Source organism: Photobacterium aphoticum (genome assembly GCF_001029435.1).
In the GTDB taxonomy this organism is placed as follows: Bacteria; Pseudomonadota; Gammaproteobacteria; order Enterobacterales; family Vibrionaceae; genus Photobacterium; species Photobacterium aphoticum.
In genome coordinates this window covers 228,286-252,932 of record NZ_LDOV01000010.1, presented here as the reverse complement: position 1 = coordinate 252,932, position 24,647 = coordinate 228,286, and the positions used below count along the sequence as shown (strand labels likewise).

General features: G+C 46.8%; 29 protein-coding genes. 15 read left to right on the top strand and 14 right to left on the bottom strand.

The features are described 5' to 3' along the window. Window positions 1-58 precede the first annotated feature (58 nt). Window positions 59-838: a class I SAM-dependent methyltransferase gene (locus tag ABT58_RS05140; RefSeq protein WP_047873263.1), complete on the top strand. Its 780-nt coding sequence runs from the start codon at window positions 59-61 to the stop codon at window positions 836-838. Between the two features lie 51 nt (window positions 839-889). Here ABT58_RS05140 and ABT58_RS05135 read toward each other — a convergent pair whose 3' ends face one another. The 4 genes from ABT58_RS05135 to ABT58_RS05120 form a co-directional block, all read right to left on the bottom strand. Next, entirely contained in the window at window positions 890-1,741 is an 852-nt protein-coding gene (locus ABT58_RS05135) for a helix-turn-helix domain-containing protein (RefSeq protein WP_047873262.1), read from the bottom strand. 112 nt (window positions 1,742-1,853) lie between these two features. Continuing rightward, window positions 1,854-2,552, bottom strand: coding sequence for an MOSC domain-containing protein (locus ABT58_RS05130; protein WP_047873261.1), 699 nt, complete (start codon window positions 2,550-2,552; stop codon window positions 1,854-1,856). A gap of 151 nt (window positions 2,553-2,703) precedes the next feature. Beyond that, window positions 2,704-3,360 carry an NAD(P)H-dependent oxidoreductase gene (locus ABT58_RS05125; RefSeq protein WP_047873260.1) on the bottom strand — a complete coding sequence of 219 codons (657 nt, stop codon included), beginning with the start codon at window positions 3,358-3,360 and terminating at the stop codon, window positions 2,704-2,706. Between the two features lie 326 nt (window positions 3,361-3,686). Then, window positions 3,687-5,780, bottom strand: coding sequence for a TonB-dependent hemoglobin/transferrin/lactoferrin family receptor (locus tag ABT58_RS05120; RefSeq protein ID WP_047873259.1), 2,094 nt, complete (start codon window positions 5,778-5,780; stop codon window positions 3,687-3,689). A gap of 279 nt (window positions 5,781-6,059) precedes the next feature. On the opposite strand from ABT58_RS05120, the gene ABT58_RS05115 reads away from it, so the two are divergent. The 3 genes from ABT58_RS05115 (at window position 6,060) to ABT58_RS05105 (ending at window position 7,304) form a co-directional block, all read left to right on the top strand. Beyond that, window positions 6,060-6,278 (top strand): DUF6500 family protein, encoded by a 219-nt coding sequence (locus ABT58_RS05115; RefSeq protein WP_047873258.1) that lies wholly within the window; start codon window positions 6,060-6,062, stop codon window positions 6,276-6,278. An 89-nt stretch (window positions 6,279-6,367) separates the two neighbouring features. After that, window positions 6,368-6,643 carry a hypothetical protein gene (locus ABT58_RS05110; RefSeq protein WP_047873257.1) on the top strand — a complete coding sequence of 92 codons (276 nt, stop codon included), beginning with the start codon at window positions 6,368-6,370 and terminating at the stop codon, window positions 6,641-6,643. A 67-nt stretch (window positions 6,644-6,710) separates the two neighbouring features. Further along, a complete protein-coding gene (locus tag ABT58_RS05105) occupies window positions 6,711-7,304 on the top strand; it encodes a GNAT family N-acetyltransferase (protein WP_047873256.1) in 594 nt (197 codons plus the stop codon). A 54-nt stretch (window positions 7,305-7,358) separates the two neighbouring features. Here the strand turns inward: ABT58_RS05105 and ABT58_RS05100 are convergent, their stop codons facing one another. Beyond that, window positions 7,359-7,823 carry a hypothetical protein gene (locus ABT58_RS05100; RefSeq protein ID WP_047873255.1) on the bottom strand — a complete coding sequence of 155 codons (465 nt, stop codon included), beginning with the start codon at window positions 7,821-7,823 and terminating at the stop codon, window positions 7,359-7,361. A 327-nt stretch (window positions 7,824-8,150) separates the two neighbouring features. Between ABT58_RS05100 and ABT58_RS05095 the strand changes: the two genes are divergently transcribed. Continuing rightward, window positions 8,151-8,636: a hypothetical protein gene (locus ABT58_RS05095; RefSeq protein WP_047873254.1), complete on the top strand. Its 486-nt coding sequence runs from the start codon at window positions 8,151-8,153 to the stop codon at window positions 8,634-8,636. Window positions 8,637-8,782: 146 nt separating this feature from the next. Here the strand turns inward: ABT58_RS05095 and ABT58_RS05090 are convergent, their stop codons facing one another. Beyond that, entirely contained in the window at window positions 8,783-9,415 is a 633-nt protein-coding gene (locus ABT58_RS05090; RefSeq protein WP_047873253.1) for an SDR family NAD(P)-dependent oxidoreductase, read from the bottom strand. A 207-nt stretch (window positions 9,416-9,622) separates the two neighbouring features. Here ABT58_RS05090 and ABT58_RS05085 point away from each other — a divergent pair, with 207 nt between their 5' ends. The 5 genes from ABT58_RS05085 to ABT58_RS05065 all read left to right on the top strand — a co-directional run bounded on the left by ABT58_RS05085 (window position 9,623) and on the right by ABT58_RS05065 (window position 12,113). Next, a complete protein-coding gene (locus tag ABT58_RS05085; RefSeq protein ID WP_146147209.1) occupies window positions 9,623-10,057 on the top strand; it encodes a DUF6985 domain-containing protein in 435 nt (144 codons plus the stop codon). 84 nt (window positions 10,058-10,141) lie between these two features. After that, on the top strand, window positions 10,142-10,417 hold the full coding sequence (locus ABT58_RS05080) for a hypothetical protein (RefSeq protein WP_047873251.1): 276 nt from the start codon (window positions 10,142-10,144) through the stop codon (window positions 10,415-10,417). A 225-nt stretch (window positions 10,418-10,642) separates the two neighbouring features. Beyond that, window positions 10,643-10,906 carry a hypothetical protein gene (locus ABT58_RS05075; RefSeq protein WP_146147210.1) on the top strand — a complete coding sequence of 88 codons (264 nt, stop codon included), beginning with the start codon at window positions 10,643-10,645 and terminating at the stop codon, window positions 10,904-10,906. Window positions 10,907-10,938: 32 nt separating this feature from the next. Next, window positions 10,939-11,637, top strand: coding sequence for an HD domain-containing protein (locus ABT58_RS05070; protein WP_053062976.1), 699 nt, complete (start codon window positions 10,939-10,941; stop codon window positions 11,635-11,637). Window positions 11,638-11,681: 44 nt separating this feature from the next. Beyond that, a complete protein-coding gene (locus tag ABT58_RS05065; protein WP_047873249.1) occupies window positions 11,682-12,113 on the top strand; it encodes a hypothetical protein in 432 nt (143 codons plus the stop codon). Window positions 12,114-12,724: 611 nt separating this feature from the next. Here ABT58_RS05065 and ABT58_RS05060 read toward each other — a convergent pair. From ABT58_RS05060 to ABT58_RS05025, 8 genes are all read right to left on the bottom strand, one after another. Then, window positions 12,725-14,056 carry a DUF1501 domain-containing protein gene (locus tag ABT58_RS05060; RefSeq protein ID WP_053062975.1) on the bottom strand — a complete coding sequence of 444 codons (1,332 nt, stop codon included), beginning with the start codon at window positions 14,054-14,056 and terminating at the stop codon, window positions 12,725-12,727. A gap of 2 nt (window positions 14,057-14,058) precedes the next feature. Then, complete coding sequence (locus ABT58_RS05055) at window positions 14,059-15,858, bottom strand: DUF1800 domain-containing protein (RefSeq protein ID WP_158261711.1); 1,800 nt, start codon at window positions 15,856-15,858, stop codon at window positions 14,059-14,061. A gap of 367 nt (window positions 15,859-16,225) precedes the next feature. Next, complete coding sequence (locus tag ABT58_RS05050; RefSeq protein ID WP_047873248.1) at window positions 16,226-16,747, bottom strand: NADPH-dependent FMN reductase; 522 nt, start codon at window positions 16,745-16,747, stop codon at window positions 16,226-16,228. Window positions 16,748-16,951: 204 nt separating this feature from the next. Further along, complete coding sequence (locus tag ABT58_RS05045) at window positions 16,952-19,024, bottom strand: heavy metal translocating P-type ATPase (protein ID WP_047873247.1); 2,073 nt, start codon at window positions 19,022-19,024, stop codon at window positions 16,952-16,954. Further along, the gene (locus ABT58_RS05040) at window positions 19,021-19,341 is read right to left on the bottom strand and encodes a hypothetical protein (RefSeq protein WP_047873246.1); all 321 of its coding nucleotides are present in this window, start codon (window positions 19,339-19,341) and stop codon (window positions 19,021-19,023) included. The genes ABT58_RS05045 and ABT58_RS05040 overlap by 4 nt, the downstream gene beginning before the upstream one ends. Further along, complete coding sequence (locus tag ABT58_RS05035) at window positions 19,334-19,639, bottom strand: magnetosome protein MamC family protein (RefSeq protein ID WP_047873245.1); 306 nt, start codon at window positions 19,637-19,639, stop codon at window positions 19,334-19,336. Before ABT58_RS05035 ends, ABT58_RS05040 begins: the two co-directional genes overlap by 8 nt. Window positions 19,640-19,644: 5 nt before the next feature. Next, window positions 19,645-20,823: a hypothetical protein gene (locus tag ABT58_RS24370; RefSeq protein ID WP_053062973.1), complete on the bottom strand. Its 1,179-nt coding sequence runs from the start codon at window positions 20,821-20,823 to the stop codon at window positions 19,645-19,647. Further along, entirely contained in the window at window positions 20,820-21,152 is a 333-nt protein-coding gene (locus ABT58_RS05025; protein ID WP_189595440.1) for an HMA2 domain-containing protein, read from the bottom strand. Before ABT58_RS05025 ends, ABT58_RS24370 begins: the two co-directional genes overlap by 4 nt. 93 nt (window positions 21,153-21,245) lie before the next feature. Here ABT58_RS05025 and ABT58_RS05020 point away from each other — a divergent pair, with 93 nt between their 5' ends. The 5 genes from ABT58_RS05020 (at window position 21,246) to ABT58_RS05000 (ending at window position 24,613) form a co-directional block, all read left to right on the top strand. Further along, on the top strand, window positions 21,246-21,653 hold the full coding sequence (locus tag ABT58_RS05020; RefSeq protein ID WP_229821518.1) for an HMA2 domain-containing protein: 408 nt from the start codon (window positions 21,246-21,248) through the stop codon (window positions 21,651-21,653). A gap of 187 nt (window positions 21,654-21,840) precedes the next feature. Then, window positions 21,841-22,080, top strand: coding sequence for a hypothetical protein (locus ABT58_RS23965; RefSeq protein WP_156168811.1), 240 nt, complete (start codon window positions 21,841-21,843; stop codon window positions 22,078-22,080). 573 nt (window positions 22,081-22,653) lie between these two features. Continuing rightward, window positions 22,654-22,950, top strand: coding sequence for a DMT family transporter (locus ABT58_RS05010; RefSeq protein ID WP_047873243.1), 297 nt, complete (start codon window positions 22,654-22,656; stop codon window positions 22,948-22,950). Between the two features lie 363 nt (window positions 22,951-23,313). Next, window positions 23,314-23,547 (top strand): hypothetical protein, encoded by a 234-nt coding sequence (locus ABT58_RS05005; protein WP_047873242.1) that lies wholly within the window; start codon window positions 23,314-23,316, stop codon window positions 23,545-23,547. Between the two features lie 517 nt (window positions 23,548-24,064). Then, window positions 24,065-24,613 carry a copper chaperone PCu(A)C gene (locus ABT58_RS05000; RefSeq protein WP_047873241.1) on the top strand — a complete coding sequence of 183 codons (549 nt, stop codon included), beginning with the start codon at window positions 24,065-24,067 and terminating at the stop codon, window positions 24,611-24,613. The last annotated feature ends 34 nt before the right edge of the window (window positions 24,614-24,647 follow it).

Below are 24,647 nucleotides of genomic sequence, written 5' to 3'. Positions count from 1 at the left end.
TATGGTCGCCACTCTACCCGTCACAGAAACAGGGCCTTTCCCGATAGGAGCTTTCTCGGTGTCTGACCAATACAATCAAGCCGTTTCAACCCATTATGCCGCTTATCGCCCACCGCTCCATCAACGTATACTGTCTACTGCCCTGCCTGCCGAAACGTTCTTTCATTGTGGGGTCGATATTGGCTGCGGTACGGGGGTATCAACGAACGCGCTGCATCCGTATTGCTACCATGTGCATGGCATTGAACCGAGTGAAGCGATGCTGGATCAAGCCACTCCGCTTTCTAACATGCATTATCACTTGGGGACCGGAGAAGCGATACCGTTGCCCGATGGCAGTGTTGATGTGGTTACCTTTGCCGGATCACTGTGTTATGCGAAGTCACCACAATTGGTGAAAGAGTTAGTGCGGGTCTGCTCGCCCAAGGCAAGTATTGTCGTGTACGATTTTGAAGTGTTACTCAACGATGTGATGGCATCATTAGGCGTTGATTTACCTTCTTCCAAGATCCCTTCTGCGTGCAATGCCTCTACGTATGATCACGCCATCAATTTTCATGGGGAAAGTGCGCTTGATGAACAGTGTGTGCATCATGAACACGTCGCTTTCTCTGTCAGTGCTGAACAACTGGCACATGTGCTGTTTTCTTCGTCCAAACGCTATGCACTGCTCGTTGAACAATTTGCCAACGCAGACGATATCGATGCCTTCACGCAAGTCGTCAAGACGTTAGAACAACAATCAACCACCCATTCACTGCAAGCCGGTATTTATTATTCGGTCTATGGCATCAAACAAACGGCCACACATATTGCGACAACACATACTGGCGACTAACTGTCAGGTAACAAGTCGCCGCTAAGTCTGCTCGTCACCAGTATGAACAACTCACTTAGCGGCTTTTTGCATTTCATGCACGCCACCATACACATCAATCGTTAATCCTCGTTTATTGGCATACGTCTTCGGCGTGATCCCCAATTGGCTTTTCAGGTAACGCGTTAAATGCGGCTGATCGCTAAACCCAAATTTCATCGCAACGGCTGCCCAATCAATCTCACTGGCCTCTCGCTGGTACAAATATTCAAGCATCGCATCGAGTTTATTGATGGACTGGCACTGTTTCAGGGTTAAGCCTGTCACTCGGCTAAAACTGCGCTCTAATGTCCGTTGCGAACAAAATACGGCGTCGCCTAATGCCGTAATTGGCATGGTATCGAGCAATGGTAAGACTTTGCGAACCCACTGGCTGTGCCGATCGGGCTTTGCCAAAGAAAGCCAAGGCAACAACATAGCATCTAACTGTTCGGCACACTGTTGAGGATGTTTTCTGGCCAACGTAAACAATGAAGACAAAGCGTTTCTATCCAGCCAGCTGGCATCATCATTTAACTGTTGCGCCTGATCCAAGGATGGATGGGTGTAATGTGGTATCTCTAACGCATACAGCGCCCCGATGTGGAATTTGATGCCGATGTAGATAAATGGCTGAGAATGATCCAGCGCATAGGTACTATGGTGAGGGAATAGCCAATGGCTGCCAGTGCCGTACAGCGTTTGGGGATTATGCGTATAACGGTAAATTTGATCGTCTGGCGTAAGGATGCAATGCGCAGCTGCATCTGGATTCAATTTCGGAAACGCCTCGCCTTGTGACGCCGCCGTTTTTTCTATCATCCAGTAACATTCGACATACTCGGCAACCTGTGATGATTGCGGAGGGAGTAACCAATACAACATATCTCGTTCAACATCTCTGGCATTTTCCTCACACGTGATGGCCGTGACTGTAAAGCAATTGGCTCGCCGTGCGGGAAAATGCGTTTTTGAGCGGAGCCTATTTAACCGATACCTATTTAACCATTTTTTGACGACCAAACAAGCGAGGTTCCCAATCTTCAAGCTGCTGGTTATCAAGTCGACGTTCTACCACTTTACGCCAAGAATCAACCAATGGCAGTGACATCAAAGGACGCAAGGCCGCTTCATCCAGGCTACCGGAAAAGATAACCTCTAAAATTCGCGAAAGTGGCCACGCCGGATAAGGGCGTTCCACCAGCTCAATGGCATCACCCGGTGCAATCACGCCCTCTTCTAATACGCGGAAATACCAACCTGTTCGCAATGTTTCTTGCAGTTTTAACGCCATGTCAGGTTGATCAAAACGGATGTTCAATTTCCAACATGGCAAGCGGCCTTGAGAGACTTCCAACAACGTTGAGCCAATGCGCACCTTATCATGCAAACACACTGTGTGCTCAGTCACTCCGCAGGCACTGATGTTCTCGCCGAATGCACCGGCTTTTTCAAACACTGGTTTCTCACCGAGTTCATGTTGCCATGCCGCATAGTGCTCGCGCGGGTAAATATGCAGGGCTTTTTCTACCCCACCATGAATGCGTTTATCCCCTTGCTCATCATCAACCAAACCCACGAATGACACTTGCTGTGGCCCGGTGACATCATGCTTGTTGATCGCGCTTTCGACCCCTCTCGCATACGGTACGGCTTTCCCTACTAATACCGCTTCAACCTGTCCGATCACACTCATGTTTCTCACCCTCTTCCTTCATACTGTGCATCTGTCGATGCATAGTAACGCCACCTGCCGGCACAAAGCAAAACGCCCACACAAAATTATTGTGCGGGCGTTTTTATGCATTTAGGCAGGACAGCCTATGACGGTGAATCCGACTTATCGATTATGCCGTTACCAGTACGTCATCCATCGCTAGACGTGCTTTTGGCAGACCATGGTTATAGTCTTCGCCGTCTTTGTGATAACCGATTGCCAATGCCAATTCACACACGTGACCATCAAGCTCTTTCGCGAATTTCTCACCGATCAGGGTTGGATCTACCCCTTCCATTGGTGTGGAATCGATGCCCAGACGCGCTAGGGTGTGCAGGATGTTACCCAATGCGATGTACACCTGTGCTTTCGTCCAATTACCGTTAAAGCCTTTATCGTCTGTGTTTGCTTCTGCAAATGCGTATGCACCCATGAACATGTCGTACATGTCTGCTGGCAGGTGGCCTGATGTCACTTCAGCGTCCACTCGCTTGGCGAATTTTTCTTTGGTGAAATTTGGATCGTAAGCAAACAGAATCGTGTGAGACGCGGCTTTTGCATGCGGCTGGTTGAATTGGTGCATGTTTTCAAACGTATCGTGGAAACGCTGCTTCGCTTCATCAGATTCAACAATCACAAATTTCCATGGCTGTGAGTTGATAGAAGAGGCTGACATACGCAGTGCTTCTTTAATCACGGCCATGTCATCTGCAGAAATGCGCTTCGCTTCGTCATATTTTTTCGCTGTGTAACGCGTGTTGAGATCTTTAATGATTGGATGAGACACGTTTAAATCCTCTTTGTATTATCTAGCCAGTGAGGATGCCATCAGCATCATCAACCGTGCGTACCTCGAAAGTGAGTCCATCATATCGACTGGTATCGAAATGATAATACCGATTTTGCGTAATTCACTTTTCAGTTTTTATTTATAATCACTGCGCTATTTTTCACCACAATCCATCTTTCCTCTAAAAATCTGACGCCTAAAAAGCTCACACCTAAAACACAGAACGACCCATCACCTTACAAACCCAGAAACCACAAAGCCCGACACGACGTCGGGCTTTACTGTTGTTACTGCAAGATAGTACGTAAATGAGTCATCAAAAATTAGAACTCATATTTCGCTGTAACAGACCAATTTCGGCCCGGTTCGGTAAGATCTTTGTTCTCTGTAGTTTGGCCGTTTACGTCATTCCAGTTGTAGTACTCTTTATCTGTCAGGTTAAAGACACCCGCTCGCAAGGTCAGGTTCTTGATCGGCTTATAGTACGCAATCAAATCCAACACTGTCGCGCTAGAAATCGGCAAGATGTCGTCACCATTAATGTCATTGCGATCTTTCGCGGCCGTATAACGAAGGTTGAAAGTGGTTCCCCAATTATTCACTGAGTCATAGTTCAAACCAGCCACCACATTCCATGGATTCACACTGTTTAGCGGATCGTTATTGCCGTCTTCCCCTTCGGTATAAGCCGCAGCAATGCGTGAACTAAAGCCCTCTATCGGCATGAAACCATCCCAGATCAAGCGATTGGAAAATTCAATCCCTTTGATGGTCGCTTTACCAATGTTCACAGACTGGAATACCGCAGGATCCACCATTGGAATGAAGCTACCCGACACTTGCTGGCGCTCAATGAAGTTATCGTAATCACTGTAGAAAACCGCGATTTCACTGCTGGTCACAGCATTGTTATGACGCCAACCCAACTCATATGAAATACTTTCTTCCGCTTTCAAATCAGGATTCGGCTTGTTTACATAGCCATGCATTGGGTTACCGAACGAATAGAACAATTCCTGGAAATCGGGTGCGCGGAAACCTTGGCTAATTTGGGCAAATACACGATGTGCTTCATTAAGCTTATAAATTGCGCCTAAACGCCCGGTAAAGGCCGAGTCGGAAAATTTATTGTATTCGTTATCTGGATTACCGCTTGGGTTATCACTGGCATCACCTGGGTCAGTGTCAAATGCGTCAAAACGGATCCCTGGCGTAATGATAAAGTTACCGACCGTGATCTCGTCTTGCAGGAAGAAGCCATAACGCATTTCATTGGCGGAAGGAATATAGAAAATTTCTTTGTCAGTGCCCGTGCTGTTAAATTCTTTGTTGATGTTTTTGATGTCTTTATCGTGGTAAGACGCGCCATAGACAATGTAGTGTTCTGCACTGCCAACGGTGAGGAACTTATCGAACTGCATATCGAACTGATAGCCTTCATCTTCGTAAATGTAGTCTTTACGTTGATTGTTGGTGCCTTTCACACGCGTGGTAACACCGTTTTCCTCTTTACTGAGCCAATCCAATTGCCATGTCAGGGTATCTGCCATTGAGGTATGCATATCCCAAATGTGCTTAATACCAATCTGATACTGCTCGGTACTGTCTTCACTTTGACCATCGGTATAACCACGATAGGTTTGATCACCATTTACTTTATTACGGATGTAATTACCACTGAATTCTAAGCGATGCGCATCATTAAATTGGTTCTGCAGTTTTACCAATACGTTATCCACGCTGCTATCGGCATCTTGCGGATCACCAAAGTTATCGATTTCATTGCCATCTCGGCGGGTATAAGCGACTAATGACTCCAATCCGCCAGTTTGGTTAGCAACTGCTACTGACTCACTGAATGTGTTTTCATCGGAAGAATAATTGAATTTCGCATGCCCGCCCCACTCGCGGCCTTTCAGAAAATCTGATGGGTCTTTGGTTTCAAACGCCACAATACCACCAATGGCATCAGAGCCGTGTAATGAGGATGCCGCCCCTTTCACCACTTCCACGGCTTTTATCATGTCGGTATCGACTTCAACACGCGCTGAATTGATGAAATTGTTTCCTGTATCGAATTGGTTACCTTGGGATACGCCGTCCACCAGCACTTTAATGCGGTTACCTTCGATACCGCGAATGTTGATGCTTTGCACGCCTTGACGCGCATTGGTTTGCACGCTGACACCAGGGGTATAGTCGAAGAGATCATCCAAGCCGGTGATCATTTCTTCTTCAATGTCTTTGTCTGTCACAACCGCAACCGACGCGGCGGTATCTTCGAGCTGACTGTTGGTGCGCGTTGCCGTCACCACCACTTCGTCAAGGGTGTGTTCTTGTGCGAGTGCATCAGCAGAAAGGGCAAATAAAATAGCGGTCGCCAATACAGAAGGCTTAATACAACGGGTTGGTTTCATTACTCTCAAATCCTTTGAAAACGTCACAATGATTGGAAAACCGTCGCATTCTATTTTATGTGAATGATAATTACTATCATTATCATTTAATTTTAGTGATCTTTTTTTGCTTCATGCTTGTGTAGCGAGAAAGCATGCCTTAGTGGGATGCACATCGATCCTATTGGATTTATATTCAGGATGTTACCTCCTTCCATGAAACCTGCTCGATTGCATATGACGACGGCGCTCGTTATGCTCGATGGCCAAATCGTTCATGCACTAACCACGAGAGCAAGTATGCACCCTTCATTACAAACCAAGATTTTGGCCATCTGTCATAAAAAAATCGCCCAAAAAGGCGATAACGTTGGCGTGTCTTTTTACGCTTTTTTTGCCAATAAAAATGATGACCCTGACCGTTTAATGGAAGTGGCCACATGGTGGATTCAAACTCACCAACTTGATCATTTCGAGAAGGCTCACAAAATCATCGCGCTGATTGAAGCTGAACAGTAACAGAGAACGTCATGTCGTCCATTTGCAAAACGCTCAATGAGATAAACAACGTGATATAGTCACGTATTATGACCAACAGATAACAATCCATGAATAACACTGACTTTCTTGAGTATTTGAAAAACGAATTTCATCAATATCACCAAATTCCAACCCAAGAAACCCAAGCGCGCCGTGAAAAAAAACAGTTCATTTCAGGGCTGATGACAGCCTCTCGTTTCTTTGGCATTAGCTATGATGCACTGCAGGTGATTGTTGAAGAAGAACAACGTAAAGGTGCGCCCCCTTTTGCCAGTCTTGATGACAAATTAATTGTACCCACCTACATCCGTCAGCAGACTGCTCAGCAACAATCAAACAAATAGTCACAATAAAAAGAGAAGCTTAGAGGCGAACAGGACGTCTCCGTACAAACACATTAAGGATGATATTATGCAAAATCAGTGGTTATATGACATTGAATTGGTCTCTGACACCATCACATTAATCCCTTTGCGGGCTGATCATGCCGATGCGCTGGTAACAGCAGCCAGTGACGGTGATTTATGGCAATTATGGTTCACTGGTGTACCCAATACAGACACCATTGATACATACATTGCCTATGCGCTAGAAGAAAAAGCTGATGGGCGCTCATTACCTTTTGTGGTTGTGCATAATGAAACGGGTGAAATCATCGGTTCTACCCGTTTTTGCAATGCCGATACGAAAAATCGCCGTGTGGAAATTGGCTACACCTGGTACGCAAAGCGCTATCAGCGATCCAGTGTCAATACTGAGTGCAAGCGACTGCTGCTGGGTCATGCCTTTGAGTCGCTCGATGCTATTGCCGTCGAGCTCCGTACCCATTGGCACAATCAGGCATCCCGTCAGGCGATTGCACGTTTAGGTGCAAAACAAGACGGTGTATTGCGTAATCACCAAGTAATGCCGGATGGGTCTTACCGCGACACCGTGGTATTTTCTATCATTAACATTGAATGGCCGGCCGTGAAGCAAAATTTAGCCTACCGACTGGCCAGATAATTGATTTTCAATAGAACAACGAATGGCTCTGGTTATCATAACGGCTAAACGGATTCACGCCGCGCGATAACAGGGCCGTTTTCTTCGGTGCGCCTGAGACACCAACACATCAACTTGTAAATAACGCTGTTCTAAGAGGTAGGCACGCTGAAGATCTTCTTCACAATAGTCACTCCCTTCTTTCGCCATATTCAAATTCACCGTCACTGCGCTGTCCGACAGCTGAACATTGGCCGGTATGCCATCATCAAAAAGATCGCACGCCCCTGGGTTTTTCAACCACAATTGCCGACCATGAATCGTGACGGGTTTCCAGCTGTATGGGAATGCGCTATCCATTGGCGCCTCTCGTGACCATTGGGGTTCGCAGCCAAGATGCAGCAAGACATTAACTAAATCTTCATCTGTGTTGTATAACCACATACATTCTAACGCGTTACCGTCATTTTCCCCGCTGATAGAACAAAAGGGACTGTCGGTAAAAAACTGAAGCTGAGCGAGCGAAATATTGCTTTCCATATCTATCCCTGAATAAAAACACAACCATTCCAGCTATCACAAACACCTTGGCCGCACCCCAAAACACACATCCATGCATGCCATTTTTTGGAAAGGATCTAATTTGATTATTCGCATTTTTCATGGGATTTCAAAAGACAATATTCACTTTTATCTGACTTGAGAGGGAGATAACATTTTCCGCTTCAAGTCCTAATTTTTTCTTTACTGGCCAGTCAGATACGCTAATTTTGTACTATTTACATAGCGATAAAATATCGATTCTCGCATCATGAATGCACCTCCAATGTGCCGTCTACACAAGGCCACGACACCTGAGGAGTCACTATGTCATTACCCACTCGATCAGCACACACGCCAAACACTCTGCATTCACACCTTCAGGCCGGTGTCAGGTTCAGCCTGTATTTACTCCCCGTCGCACTCTTTTTCAGCTTGATTGATACCTATCTGTTTATGTCTTTCTATCCCACGGTTCGCGCTGCATGCATGGCCGTCTTTTTACTGAGTGGCATTGTCGTGTGTATGCGTTACGCCCATCACTTAACGACGTGGACAGTCCAACAACTTCTGGTGATTGCCTGCGCCCTCACCGGTGTATTCCTCTTTGCCTTATTGGAACGCACACTGCCATACACAGAGACACATTCTCCTGTATTACGCGTTTCCTCCTGTACCACAGCAACCGATAACACAGCCCCCACCTATTGCCTTACACACTTTGCGTTAAACGGCGACACCATGGCAGTGTATGTCAAAGCCAACCAACAGACAGTCACGATTCGTCACGGCGTGTTTAATCACTATCGCTAAGGATGAAGGCAACAGCCCAATGCTTCTCTGCTCCAATACACACCCTAATGCACGCCAAAAAGACAAAAAGCCGCTGAACCGTATACGTCGATTCAGCGGCTTTTTTTAGTTTGGGTTTGAGTAAGGCCCCCTTCGTGATTGGTGGCTTAGTGCGTCATACTCGGATCAATACACTGATAAACTTGACCAATACTGGCATCGTCATTCAGCAATTCGTGCACCAGTCTTGCCACTTCACTACGGGTAATGAGGCCATGCACCTCTCTCCCTTGAGACAGTTCACCGTTACCGCTGATCTCTCCCTCTTTTAAGCCGCCCGGGCGCACAATGGTGTAAGCCAACTGACTGCTTTGCAACCAAGCTTCTGCTAATGATTTTTCACGTACTGCGGCGCCAAAGCCTTGCTTAGCGCGATCTGACAGATACTGCCAGGAATCACCACACCCCAATGACGTCACCAAAAGAAAACGACGGATCGCGGCTTTTTCTAACGCATTAATCAGATAACGGTGACCAATGTAATCAACTGGCACTTCTGCATGAAAACTCCCCATGGTTGAGATCACCCATGTGTCTTTAGGTAACGCATCAACCGTTGCCGTTACCTGCGCCTCCACGGTGGCATCACACGTCAACGTTAGAATACCTGCAGCCGCCAAGGCCGGATTCTTATCCGGATGACGGGCAATGCCGATCACCTGTACGCCTTGCGCATGAAAATAGGCCGCCATTGCTGCACCTAACCCACTTGCTGCCCCAAAAATTGCGACTGTTTGCATCGCTGACTCCATTACCATGATGAAAATGATAATAGTTTGCATTTGTTTAGCATAAAATGCTAGCCTTCTATGCACCAAATGTTGTCTACAAATCAATGCAGTATTGAATACTTCATCAGAGCAGACTTCATCAAAGCAGACTTCATCAAACCAGAATCCATCAGCTTAATACCGATCAACCGGTATTCACACACAGAGGAACTCAACATGGCGCACCCATTTAATACACTGAACAATGAAAATGGCGTATGGAAAGCACCGATCTACAGTCCTTTACTGTCTGCCACCGTCGAACTTATTGTTGAAGCTGAAAAACAGCCTCAAGCGTGGCAGAAATCCATTTTTGATGAATTGACAGACAACGATAGCACGCTCAAAAACGACCTGTATCAAGCCATTTCAGCCTATTGCCACGCCACTTACAGCGACTATCACGATTCAACATCATCGCATTCAAATTGCCATACCTCCAATAACGCACAAGGGCTGACACCTCATACCATATTGATCAGTGATATGGCGCCAGAAAAAAAAGAAATCAGCCTGTTGTTCGACTGTGCATGGGAATCAGAACACGGCCTGCATGTTATTATCCGAGACGGAAAAATCGCAGACATTGGCTTTCAACGTATTGCCTTTTAAAGGTATCCCTTAACGTGTCTGCTTCACGGCTTTCTCACGACAGCAACCCGGCCATGTGGGATGGCGGGTAACTTGAGTACATATATGGACACCTTTCGCACTCTGTTAGCCTCCAGCTTTTTTCTGGTCGGTTGTTATTTTGCTATCAGCCTTATCGTCTCCGCTTTTGCTTTGGCCACGTTATTTTCTGCTCTGTTTGCCTTCATCGCTGCACACTTTGTTATACCCAGTGATTACCGACGACGAGAAAATGGCTGGGCGGCGCTGGATTGGGTTGTGTCTTTTATCGAACTCCCCTACTGGTGTATTGTCTTCATTGGGCGTTTCCTTGCGCGTATTATCACCGCAATCTTCGATTAACCGTTACTTGCAGACAAAAGGCTTGGGATAACTCGCAAACTGTCGGTATGATGTTGTCCCTGTCAGGCTGTGGAAATATGATGTAACCCATTGGCTTTCATCAACCCACTGACTGAATTTTTTACGCGAGCTAACTTAGCACGCTGGTTGACGTTGAAAGATACTTGGCAGTATTACGTTTATGCATTTATGTGTGTAACTATTTGCACCCTATAGGACACGACATTGTTATTTAAGATCCCCCTTTTGCTTATGCTGTTGTATTACCATGCACAGAGTCAACAATCTATTCGTGCCGGTTTATTTTGGTTTGGTGGCATGCTGTTTATTACCGCCATTACCACGTCGCTTGACAGTTATTCTTTTGTTCACCTTCTTTTATCCACCTTTATTGCATTACTGTATTTCCATTTATTAGAAAAAATGGAAAACCTATTTTTATGGTGGATAACTATGCTATTAGGGGCTGCTGCCCTCATGGTCTTTTAACGGATATCAATCTGCACACGGAATGTCGATTCATGCCGCTATCACAACGATTCACCACACTATTTAATACCAATGTTCAGCCCCTTGCTCAGCAATGTTTTGAAGACATGGTGAATCATTACCAAGAGGCGCATCGGCATTACCACACCCTTGATCATGTGATCGCCTGCCTTGACCAGCTTGATGCACTCATCGACCGTTCTTCTGATGATGACAGCTCTCATTACCGAAAACATGACCGTGAAATGGCGTTGGCGCTGTGGTTTCATGATGTGATTTACGACCCCAGACGCCAAGATAATGAAGCGCAAAGTGCTGACGTTGCAGTGACATGGCTGCAGCGCCTGAACGAACCTGACGCCACGCTTAAAGCGGTGAAAACTTATATCCTCAGTACGGCGCACACGACGCAACATGCCATCGACACCAACGCGTTAGACACTACTGCAATAGACACACAGGCAACCCATGCCTTGCTAGACATTGACCTCAGTATACTGGGTGCACCACCCACACAATTTCAGCAATACGAAAACGCCATCCGTCAGGAATACCATTTCGTTCCCGACACACAGTACCAACGCGGTCGCCTTGCCGTACTGGAACATTTTCATGCCCAACCCACACTATTTCGTACTCCAGCCTATCGCACGTTGTACGAACAACAAGCACAAAGCAACCTGACCTTTGCTATTCAGAATTTACGCAGGAAGCGTGATAGATCATTGTAAGCCAATATTATGGCAGTCAATGACACCACCTGATAAGGACATGCATGACCTATATTGAGTTACTGCCAGCCGATACAGTCTGGATGCGCTTTAACGTCTTTGCCTGGATATCGGCACTGGGTGTTGTTATTACTTACACGGTAATCCGCATACACGGATATATTCATCACAAACCTTTTCGGCTCATTCCCACTATTTTGCAATGTGCCTTTATACCCGTGATATTTTTATTTCTTGGCAATCATTACTACCTAAAACGCTTCTATGCGGTGGAATGGGGGCCGTTAAATAGCATTAAGCTGCATTATGTCTATCCAGAGGGGCGTTACATCGAATTATATCGTGCGGATGCGCACTATTTGAGAGACCGTACCGGTTGCTCGGTAAAAATAACCACTGCGCACGAATCTTTCACCAGCAACCTGACGGGAAATAAACAGGCCTGTCGAGACGTCGTTAACAAACTCTCTCACTGACTGCTTTGTCATTTCCAGAACAACAAAATGACACATAAAAAAAGCCTCCCGATGGGAGGCTTTTCATTATTTCTTCGCTTTCTTAACAGCATCAAGCATTTCTTTGATTCGTTTGTTTGATACGCGTGGCTTACCCATAATACTTCTCCTTGTAACAATGAGATACACACGTCATCAGCAATGGCTTTTCATACTTGTTGTTTATCAATGTGCGTACATGAATAAACAACTCAAGGTATGGACGGGTATCTGAGGTTTCATCTAAGTTCCACTTCAATATACCTAAGTTACTATTTTTTTAAACATCACATTAACCAACGTTAAACCTGAACTTGACAAGGTTAATCCATGAAAAGGAGGGGATTTAGTGTGCTTTTCAGACATTAAACCCGCTATCGTACTGTTAATAGAATAAAGCTCTAAAACAACGGGAGTAGAGCATCATAAAATAGAACTCACTTATGTGATTCAAGCTAAATTATTCACTTGCAACAAGAGCAATATGATTGAGTTTTAGTGATTTATATCACCAGAACCTAATACATTAAGCAAAGACGTGCCCGATATGAAGTCATCAAAGATTGACCCGCCATCAATATCGGGCACCTGTATCATGACGTCTGTTTTACGACATCAAGACGCTCAAATTTGTCGTAATTTGGAAACACGGTTTTCAATGTTGTTTCCGTCGCCCCTAACCAGCGTCCTAAGCTGATATGGATCTGATCAGTCGCAATAGACGGCAATAAACGCCCTCGCTCCACCGTGTCTGGCCCTTCAACGGTGTAATCCGGCCAGGTGCCGATATACGACGAGGCATCCACTGGCCCCCCCATGATCAATTGATGGCCACCCCAACCATGATCTGTGCCAGTGCCATTAGCAGGAATACGGCGACCAAAATCAGACAAGGTGATGGTGATGACATCCTCATGCAGCCCCAAGGTTTTTAAGTGGGCATTAAACGCGGCCATCGCATCACTCAATTCCGCATATTTCTCTTTATGGGTGTTTTCCTGATCCACATGGGTATCAAACCCAGACAGGCGTAAAAAGAAAATCTGATGACTATGGCCTAACTCAACCCGCTGACGGATCAATCGCGATGTCACTCGAAACTGCTTGCCTAACCCCGTATTCGGATAAAGCGGGAGATCGTCTTCATCAGGAATGGCATCAATCGTGTCGATCAGACGTGCTGCCACGTTAATCGCATCATGCCCGGTGGACTGCACCGTCTGTGCAAAGCCATCCTCACTCGGCAGGGTCTGCATCTGCGCTAACGCCTCAACCGTCATCGCATTCGCATTGAGTTTGCTGATGTTATCGCCTTTGATGATATTCTGGTTGTACGTTTGTGCCCGCAGTAGCTGGATGTCCCCAGCATGACTGAACAAAGGGGCGATACTTTGACCGGATGACAGGACATCCATCAATCGACCTGCCCAACCCGTTGTCCAGTTGTACCCCACCGCCCCTTTACAGACTTCCGTTTTCTGTGAGTTATGCGAAAACAAAAACGGCGGCAATAAGTACCCCTGTGTGTCAGCCTGCTCTTTCGTGACAGGCTGGCGCAATACGCCACAGTTCACTATCACGCTGGCTTCCCCCGCATTACACAAATCTGCCAATGCCGTCATCGCAGGATGCAGTCCCAACGTCACAGATTGTCCGTCACGACACACACCCGCAGCAGGAATCGGTAAGACCTTCTCTTTTGGCTGTGCCAGATCGGGGCGCAGATCATAATAAGTCTGATAATGCGAGGTAGACGTCGGGATCACCATATTCGCAGAATCATTGCCCCCATCCAGCATGACACACACCAAGGCTTTGCTTTGGGTGCGATTGCCAGCAGCCAACGCAAATGGCGAGGCCATTACACTCGGTGCGGCCACCGAGAACAAAGTGACATTTTTAATAAAATCACGACGTGTAATCATGCTTACCTCTGGATCAAAAATTCTGGGCTGGTCACGGCCAAAGAAAGGGCAAGCATGACTTTGTTATTAGTATTACGTTCGGTGGCAATGCCATCTTGCATAACCTTTGCGAGATCTGCACTCATGTTGCCATTAAACAAACGGGTATTGATGAGTGCCGGTAATTGCTTGACATCGTCATGTTCGGCAGCGGCTACATACTCGGATAAATCCAAATACACGGCATTCTCACAACGCGGTTTTTCTGCTGTTGGCACTGCCAGCGCACGAGAAAAACGGGTACGCAAGGTATTGTGATACCCAATGAATCCCGTCCATGGGAAGATCTCAAACTCAGGCGCATACAAGCCTTTATCTAACAATGCACCACTTGGCATGAAGTCTTGCGAGTAAAAATTAAAGACTGAGTTGGCACTTAACGGCCCTTGTCCGAGACTATTGAAGATTTCAATGGCATCCAGGACATGTTCACCTTCCACCTTGGCGCCCAGCAACCTGAACACTTCAGCAGCCGCCATGACCGGCTCTTTCAATTTCACAACCGGATTGGTGTTTGCGTCAGTAAGTGTTTGCCCTAATGCTTCTTCGTCTAACAACACCGCAGCGACCACACTCTGGAGATCACCTCGTACGCCGTGCCCGTTATCATTAAAGACCCGTGCCACGCGCTCAATGTATGCTGGCGATGGATTCGAGCTCACTAATCGCTGAATCAAATGACGCGCCACAAACGGGCCGGTATTCGGGTGTTCAAAAAGAATATCGAGCACATCTTGCACATCTTTCAGCGGCGTTTGCCCGGCTTGGATAACATGCCCTAAGACGCGCTTTTCTTCTTCATCATGCAAACTGCCCCATTTATCGGATGCCGGCGTCATTGGCGCAACCATGCCTTGACCATCGACCGGACGGTTGGTTTCCGAATCCAACACACGATCGGAATACGTCCACCCACTGAATGCGCGTGCAACTTCTTCCACATCGGTTTGGCTGTAAGTGTAGATAGGCTGACCGTCACTGCCGGTTTTCATCGACCCGTCCAGATTCATTTCATACAGTCCAATCGTGAAGAGCTGCATGACTTCACGGGCGTAGTTCTCATCCGGGTAAGTGCCACGTTTCGGGTTGTGCTTACGGCTGTTTGCCATCGTCAAATAGCTGCCCATGGCCGGGCTGAGTGTCACCGCTTCCAGCAAATCACGGTAATTACCAAATGCGTGATTCAGCAAAATATCGTAATACGCCGCGAGGCTTTGTGGGTGACGGGAAATGTAATTGTATTTGCGGCTGACCACCAAAATTTGGCTCAGCGCAAAAGCCGTACGTTGGCGCAGTTGATCCTCTCCGTACAGCATTTGCTGCCACCAGATACTTTCGCGTACTGGGCTCATGTCATGCTTCACCCAGCCACACGATTTTGGCGGTGTCGGCAGTGTAGCGACCTGTGCCATGGTCTCAACCAGCAACTGATACTGAGATACAACAGGCAAAGTGAACTGTTGTTCCAACCAGTTAACGTAACCGAGTTGAGCGAATTCGGCTTGCTGCTGCGTGGTTAAACCGGCTGTTGCACGGGACAAGAAAGTACGCTGCTGCACAGCGGAAAATGACTCGGGGGCGGTTTCCGGTACCCAAGACGGTGTCGTATCTACAGGAGGTAACACTTCCGTAGGTGGCACAATATCCGTAGGTGGCTCTGTCTCATTGGCACTATCACCGTTACATCCCTGTATAAAAACGGTACTGGCTAACAAGGTGTAGCACAGTGCTTTTCTGATACTTCTTGCTAAATAGCTTGGCATTTTTATTATTCTTTTCTGTGTATTGAACATCTGCAGCACGATCTACCGTACTTGTTGAAAACAGCCGCTTTAATAGCACTATTGCCGATTCAACAACAGGGAATATTTGTCAGGAAAATTTGACATTCCTTCCACTCACAACAATCACCGAAAGCGATATTCCAAATCAGCATTCTCATGCTTGATAAAGGAGCAATATCAAGATGAGACTCTGCCTCGCTGACCGTCACAGGTAAGATAGAAATGAGAAACGGAAATAGAAAACGAAATGAGAAAGGGAGAAATAAGAGAAGCAATATACATGAAATACGATGCATGTTCTGACGCCCATGCACCGTATAAAAACAGATAAACGCCTTCTATCGTTTTATAGCGCGCTCATTACCTGTTGAAGTTGGCCGTTTAAGCTGTCATCCACCAGAGACTGTTGAGCAAGATCGAAGTTGTCGTAGAAACTCGGGATCGACAGACTGCCTTTTACCTCAGCGCCAAAAAATGGCATAGAGCCCGCTGCGGCTGCTAACACATTTTTCGCCCCTCCCGGCCCAGGTGAGGTCGCCAACAATATCATGGCTTTATCCTGATAAACTTTGGGATTGATCCGCGAGCACCAATCAAACAGGTTTTTATACGCCGCAGAATATGAGCCATTGTGCTCAGCGAAAGAGACCACCACAGCATCCGCTTGCTCAATTTTAGCCAAAAAGGCTTTAGCGTTATCAGGCTGTCCGATGGCCTTTTCTTTGTCTTCACTAAATAGCGGTAACTCGAAATCATTCAGATCTAGGATTTCAACATTGGCATCCGCAAGGTATGACACTGCATGCGTCACAAGTTGTTTATTAATAGAAGTCGAACTGCTGCTCGCAGCAAACGCGATCACTTTCATGGTCTGTCCTTTGATTGGCTTGTTCAGTCTTTTTACCCTATACCAAAATCCCTTCAAATGCGTCTGGTGTCATGATTTGCAGGGTAATGATGAGACGGTAAACAACTATTCAGAGAGCAAACCATCGGTCAGGCAACAAAATAGCGTGTTACAGGCAATAAAAAAGCTGGGCGAACCCAGCTTTTTCTCTTTCCGGAAGTAAAATCAGTTTACGCCATCATCATGACGTACCGCCAAGGAACGAGCCAAAATCGAGAGCGTCGTACCATTATGCAATAGCGCGCTGGCTGCCGGGCTTAACCACCCTAACGCCGCACCCAGCATAATGCCGCTGTTGATGTACTCCGCCAGCTTGATGTTGCTGTTCACCATCGACATCGCAATGTTCGCTAACTGACGCGCTTGTGCCACACCGTATAACTGATCACGCAACAATACGACGTCCGCCGCTTGGCGAGCCAACTCGGTGCCTTTACACATGGCGACCCCCACATCGGCTTTGGTCAGCGCCGGCGCATCATTCACGCCGTCACCCACAAACATGACGGTGCGACCTTGTTGTTTCAAGGACTCAATGATGTGGGATTTACTCTCTGGTGTCGCTTCTGCGTAAACCGCATCCAACTGCAGTTCATCCCCCAGCATCTGGGCTTTGAACGCACGATCCCCAGAGATCATGACTAATTGTGAAATACCGGATTCACGCAGGGCAGCCAGTGTAGTGATCACATCTTCACGCAAATGATCCCGCAGGCCAATCATGCCGATCAACCGTTTCTCATGAGAGATAAAGATCAAATGGCGACCTTTTTCTTCATACGCCTGAATGTCCACCTCAAACGGGGCGAAATCTACGCCTTCATGAGCTTCAAGGAAGTGACGACTGCCCATCACCAAACAGCGATCGTGTAACTGGCTACGTAGACCATGTGCAATGATGTATTCCACTTCACCATGATCGATGTGTGGCAATGCATTATCACGGGCAGCAGCGACAACAGCCTGAGACAGTGGATGGCTGCTGTGCTCTTCCACAGAGGCTGCAATAGCCAGCAAATCACGGGCAGTGTTATCTCGACAGAATGGCACCACGTCGGTCACTTCCATGTCACCATGGGTTAGCGTCCCGGTTTTATCAAACACGCAAGTATCGACTTTCACCAGTTTTTCAATCGCACTGCCGCCTTTGAGTAGAATGCCTTGTTGGGCGGCGCGGTACATGATGGACTTGAAGGTAACGGGTGTACTCAGTTTGAGTGAACAAGAATAATCCACCAAGAACACAGAGGCGACACGGTTAATGTCTTGCGTTAACGCAAACACCGCAGCACCAATACCCAATGTGATTTTCACACGGCGTTTGGCCATTTCCTGCGTGACTTGTTGGATTTCACTTTTCTCACTTAGTGACTCATAGATCAGCTTGGCAATTTTTGCCGTTGTGGCTTCACTGCCAATCTTCTCTACCCGAACTTTGATGGCACCTTCATGCACGGATGTCCCCGAATACACGACAGCATCCACTTCACGACGTACAGGTACACTTTCGCCCGTTAAGGTTGACTGATTGATCAGTGCAGTGCCCGACTCTACGCGCCCATCAATAGGGATCGCATCGCCCGGCATCAACTCAATCAAATCGCCTTCATTGAGCAGGCTGGAGCACACTTGTTCTTTACCGTTTTCGGTGATCAGCCACACGCGGGTGTTTTTCGGCTGCATCAACTCCGCCAACAGCTGATCACTGCTGCGACTGGTTTGATGCTCCATGTACTCGCCTAAACTCACTAAGCTTTGGGTCAACATGGCTGTGCGGTAGTCCCCGCGCCAAGCGGATAAACCGATAGCAACAGCATCTAACACTTCAACCGAGATTTCACGTTTACGCAGATCCGAGAAGCCTTCATACAGCGTGGGCGCAATCAAGGTCGCGGTCGACATCGCCGCCCAGCGCTGAGGCAACATTGCAGCGGCTAAGGTACCAATCACATTCAACGCCACATCACCGCGCGTATAAATGTGTTCAGCATCTTCTTTCTCACCTTGAGCAAGATCCATTTCTTCTAAACGCGCTTTAATCGCGTTATAGCGGATCAACTCAGGATCGTAATGAATGACGATTGCACACGCAGGCTCATTGACGCGCACTTCCTTGATACCTTGTATCGCCATCAAGCTTTGCTTGACCCAGTCACCAATACCACGGTGGTGTTTCAGGCACATCGCCTTGAAACGGATCCGCCCAGGGAAATGGTGACGAAGTTGCAATCCAATCATTCTTCACCTTTATGAAGGTTGCGGTAGTATTCCAGCTCCGCTTGCGTGTCTTCCAGGCGCTCTTTTAGCTCTTCCACTTCACCACGCACGGTAGACCATGCACGCTCACCCGTTGCCGCGACACCCTGCTGGAATTTTTTGTTGGTCAGCAAGTACGCTACTGCCGCACCTGCCGCCATGCCCATCAGAAAATGCGTCTTGGTGTTTTTCTTTTGGTAACCTTCGCCTTGACCAGCATTTCCTTGAGGATTGCCTTGCGCATCAACGTGGTAAGGTGAATAGTACGGATAACCGTGGTATGGGTATTGATTATTCATGATGTTCTTTTTCCGTCATTGATTCATACAAATACAGACCCGCTGCACCTGCAGTCAAAATAGTGAGCATAGATAGCACGGGACGACCAGCCATTTTGTCGGCAACATAGGTGGTGGCACCGCTAACGATGCCAGCTTTCATCGAATCACGAGCAACTTTACCAACCAACTGATTGGTATCGATATCGCCCTGTTGATGTGCTTTCCACTGTGTTGCAGCTGATGCCGATCCCCCTAAAATAGCGCCCACCAGCATGGCACGGCTGGCTGGGTGTAGTCGGTTAGAGGAATTACTCATCGCGCTTACTCGTTATCTTTACGTGGTGTGAGGTCGTGGTGCATCTCTTCTTGTTGCACCTCGTCTTCAAACTCAGACGCATCCACTTCTGGCTGTGTACGGTGACGTTGTACAGACTCTTTAAAGCCTTCTTTACCTGCACCCACCGTATCACGGAAAATTTCGCTGCCCGTTGTCACGCTTTGCTTCACGCTAGACGCGGTTTGTACGGCGGTGTCTTTTACCGTTTCACCGCCGCTTTTCATCATGCTGCCCGCATTAGTGACCAATCCCATGATGCCTTTACGTACATTTTCGTTGCTCAAAATCAGTGCGGCTGCCGCGCCAACCATAGCGCCTTTCCAAAATTCTTTATCGTTCATTCCCATGCTTCCTAAAATTTGTTTAAACATGCCTGCATCTTCACCCAGCACCCCTTCTAACATGGCCTGAGCTTGCTCAAACATCGCATCTGATGCATCGTGATCATCTTCGTGTGGCACACCATGTTGGTGCATTTGCGAATGCATTTGTGCATGCATTGGACCATGCATGTGCGGATGTCCCATCCAAGGATGTGGATACCCACCCTGCATCATGTGAGGGTGCATTTGCGAATGCATTTGTGCATGCATTGGACCATGCATGTGCGGATGTCCCATCCAAGGATGTGGATACCCACCCTGCATCATGTGAGGGTGCATTTGCGGATGCATTTGCGAATGCATATAAGGATGGTGCGGATGCCCCCCCATGTACGGATGATGTGGATGCGCCATATGCATGCCACCATGCATCATATGTGGGGACATGTAACCGCCCATGTGCATTCCTGCATACCTATCAGGCTGTGGTGCTGCAGACGTTTCCGATTGTTGTTTCTTTTCGGATTTTTCGTCTTGTGGCGCCATACCGGGAAAAGCCATCCCCGGATAGCCCGCCGCTTGTGCCATCGCTTGAACATGCTGCGCCCAATGAGCCGGATGCATGTGCGGTGGACAATACGGCGGATGGCCATGCATTGGCGGAGGCATCATACCTGGCGGCATTTGACCATAAGGAGGTACCTGAGCATACTGTGCATCTTGGCCTTGCCCCGTTCCCTGTCCCATTCCTTGTGCCATCATTTTGGCCCACTCGTTGGGATCGCTATACGGATCAAACGCACCTTCTTTATTGGCTGCGTTTTCACGTTTATCGCTCATCGATTGACTCCATTTGTTTCAACAAGCTGACCTAATGCCACACATGCCTTTTCTGCTTCTGCATCCGCTTCAGAAAACAACGCATTGATCACCGCAGGCGGAACGACAGATGCATCGTATTCAATAAGTATGCTGTTTGTTGCATGATTCAATCTGTAACTTTTGAAGGCAGGCACACTCGCTAAACCGTCCTCAATCTCTTGCGCATTAAAGCGTGCAAGATGAGCCAGAATACCGAGCTTATATTTCAGCCGAATTCGGCCAGGAATATGGTGGGCAATAGTCACCATTCGGCGCAATTTCATCGCCATATCTATCTGATTTTTCATACGTAATCTAAATCGTTAACATATTGAAACACTAACACACAGAATCCGCATACAAATCCTTAATTAAGTTTATTTTGCGCTGAATCAAGAGAAATGCTAGAGTTGCAAATAGGAATGATTATCATCGAGGTTATCGCTTTTATGAACACTTATATTCACCAAACAAACAAACGTTTACGTATTCGTTCGGACTATATTCGTGACCATTCAGCAGAGGTTGAGCAGCTAATTTCACAACTTTATGACATTGAAGCAATCACAGAAATTAAGCATAAAAAATACGCCGGATCTGTCGCAATTTCATTCGACAACACGCAAATTTCTGCGGAGGATATCCTTGACACGGTAGAGAGCCATCACTGGCTAAGAGAGAACAACAGGCCGACATTCATTGAAAATGCGGTAACGAAAGGCACGAAAACCTTCGCGAAAGGAGTCGCCGTTATGGCATTAAAGCGTATCGCAGGCCCATCCGTAAGCCGTTTATTGCTAAGTATGTAATCACCGAAAATATTGCATGTTCATGCATATCGATAATTATTCCTTCGACCTGATTGTTATCAGGTCTCGATCTATTTTCTTAAATAGCGTTTTGTTTCCTTTGCCTAGGTGGTTTCCTTCACCTCGGTAACAAGCCATTGCAAAGCTTGTCCCTTCAATAGTTCAATAGATATAGCGGCTTTTATCCATGACACATTACGCCGCTTTCAAACCAAACTTCTTCATTGCACATTTACACATTCCCCCACTCATTGCGGGGCAACGCTTACACGGTGGCGACTTTAAAGGCAGTTTCGCTAACGACGTCGACTGTGGTGCGACACTGGCGACGGTAAAGCCATTATTTGGCTTACTGCTGGATGCCGAACCCGTCGTTGTCTTTCTTGCTACGCTATCACCCGCACTGAACATGCTCGGTCCGGCATAACCTTCATTAAACCAAGAAAGTAACGGATTAAACGGTGTCGTGAGCTCTGATGCCAACGAACGCAATGTATCTTGAGAAATCTGTTTAATTTCACCTTTAAACGCATCATTAACACTACGTTGACGCACAACGTTTGGCTTTAATCCGGCCAGCGCACGTTGCGAGTCATTGTGTGTGTGCATTTTCTTTTTCAGTTTTTTTAACGCTTTTTTGGCATCCACGGCATACCCCCTACTATTTACCTCATCAATTTAGCAAAACCCTGGCACCTCGTAAACAATAACGATTTGCATTAGCGTTTTAATTTAGCTCGCTAATTTGCCTACACAAAAAATCAATAAGTTAAATACCAGACTGTCCAATATAAAAGTTATGGTGCAGTAAAGGCGTCAAAGATGCAGGGTTCAACGAGACTGGATTCAACAAGACAATCAGCGTTCAAATTCCATATTATTACCTAACGGTAAAAGTAATTTGTTTTTCTATCTGATTATCAACAAATGAGAAATAGTTATACTACTGCCCATCAAAAACATTGAACAACAAAAATATCGAACAATGAGGAGAGACTTTATGGGCTGGCTATTTTTATTTCTGGGTGTCATGGCTGAAGCCACTTCTCACGTTGCATTACGGGCAACCAACGGTTTCACACATTGGCTTCCAAGTGCCATCGTCTTATTAGGCCACCTCTTGGCTTTCCTTTTTCTGGGTCAAGCCATGAAATCGATTCCTGTTGGCGTTGTGCACGCCTCTTTTGCCGGGCTGGCCATTCTGATTGTGACCAGCCTGTCTAGCATTTTTATACCCAAACTGCCTCAAGATACTAGATTCAGAGTGAGTCCAGCGCAACCAATTCAAGAAAAATAGGCGCAGTAATGGCATTCCCTTTCAAGACTATTTGACGCAGAAGTGGCTGTGCTGGCTCACTCCCGAAGGGCGAGTTGCATTGCCCTCTCCTCTGCGTTGTCAATTTTTAACGTAGAACCACTATGTTTTCAAATCTCCGCCTTGATGAGAGGGCAATGCATTCTCGCTGAACAAGCATCTTGAGGTAGTTTGGGTATACGCACAGCATCTCGACGCAAAGGTATGGATTGGGATGTTGTTCGTTGCGGTGGGTATTGCGATCATCAATGTCGCTGGCGCCCCGCACAGCCATTAAATAAAAGTTCACACCACGGCTATTTGAGGTGGCTAAATAACCAATCATTTTTTATGGAGGAGACGACCATGACCGAAGCGCGTGCGATTAACCTTTATTACTATCTTGTCCATAATCATACCAGCCGAAAGGAAATTAATGCGGTACTGGCTTTACTCAAGCAGGACCACAATATCGACTTATATGCGCTGGACAAACGTGTCAGCAAACAGCGCCGTTCATCACCTAATCGTTTTGACATTAACAGTTACGGCACAGGTGGGTCGCGCACGTTAAATCAAACACGCCATATGCAGGCCTGATGTACCGCATAAACCGTTCACACCGTATTTTTATATTTCGTTACAAATCGACACAATATAAAACACCGTACGATTTGAACAAAAAGTACAGCTTTTGTTCAGTTTCCACTTGATACAGTGACCCTATCGCTCAAGGGGCTGACTGACCAATGAAGACCTTGAGTTGTGTTTTATTGCTAATGTTCTACTCCCTGTATCAGAAATAGGACGAGTAATACGTGATGCATGCTGTCATCACCGCTCTCTTTTCTGTTAATGCTGTTAGCTGTGTACGTTGATATTCCCGATATCATGCTCATAACGTGCACAGCCTTTTTTTATCTCGTGACTCACCTATCTCTTCTATTTACCCTCCTCTCTTTCGCTATACCGATATCAACCTCTGTCCATTTTCTAACATGCCATTGCCCATCTTTTCCTTTTACCTGTTATCATTCACTGTGTTAACCCTTCAATACATGCTTTGGCTGGTGCGATATAGGAGCCCGCCATTACCAAGGAAAATAAGGTGTAAACTATGACGCTATTTCGCTCTGCACTGCTTGGCAGTTTACTGACTCTGACAGCATGGGCACAGGCTCATGACATGACACATGGGGATCTTGCTATTGATCATCCGTGGTCAAAGCAAGTCCCTCCCACTTCGCAAGTCGCTGCTGCATTTTTTGCCATCGATAATCAGGGAAAAACCGATGACGTGCTGCTACGCGCCACTTCTCCCATTGCTGGCAAAACGGAGCTTCATGCCCACATCCATGAAGATGGCATGATGAAAATGCGCGAAGTTGAAAATATTCCTGTTCCGGCCAATGACAAAACTCTACTCAAACCCGGTGGTTTGCATGTCATGTTTTTTGATTTGGAAGCCGTCCCGACACTGGGAGAAATGTTCCCGCTCACGCTGTATTTCAAGCACGCAGGCAAGGTCAACGTGGAAGTGAAAGTAGAACCTGCCACATATGTGCCAGAATACATGGCGTCTGAATCTGTAGACGCTGACTCAAAAAAGCACGAGGGGATGAATGATGGCGATAAGCATGCGGACATGTCGCATGATCATCATTAATGCCTTTCTTTTCGATACAAAAACGCCGGGTCAT